The sequence below is a fragment of the Helcococcus bovis genome, assembly GCF_046035835.1.
Classification (GTDB): domain Bacteria; phylum Bacillota; class Clostridia; order Tissierellales; family Peptoniphilaceae; genus Helcococcus; species Helcococcus bovis.
In genome coordinates this window covers 1-231 of sequence record NZ_JBFNGB010000065.1, presented here as the reverse complement: position 1 = coordinate 231, position 231 = coordinate 1, and the positions used below count along the sequence as shown (strand labels likewise).

The 231-nt window shown below is 26.0% G+C and carries 1 protein-coding gene; it reads right to left on the bottom strand.

Annotation, left to right across the window (positions count from 1 at the left end; genetic code table 11):
* Positions 1-59 precede the first annotated feature (59 nt).
* A partial coding sequence (locus ABGF48_RS08525) for an ArsC/Spx/MgsR family protein (protein WP_408105905.1) occupies positions 60-231 on the bottom strand: 172 nt, incomplete at its 5' end.

The following is a 231-nucleotide window of genomic DNA, read 5'->3' as shown; positions in this document are numbered from 1 at the left end:
CTGCGATTGAGTAGTTTGGATAAACCATTTTTGTAATTTTCGCTTTAACTAATGCCATCTTATTCTAATTCCTCTATATATTTTTTAACTTCCTGCCCAACTAAAATTTTATCGTCTTCAAGTAAAATTGGTCTTTTCACAAGCATTCCATTTGTAGATAATATCTTATATTTTTCATCTAAAGTCATATCATTTAATTTATCTTTGATTTTATTTTCTTTGTAAATTGTC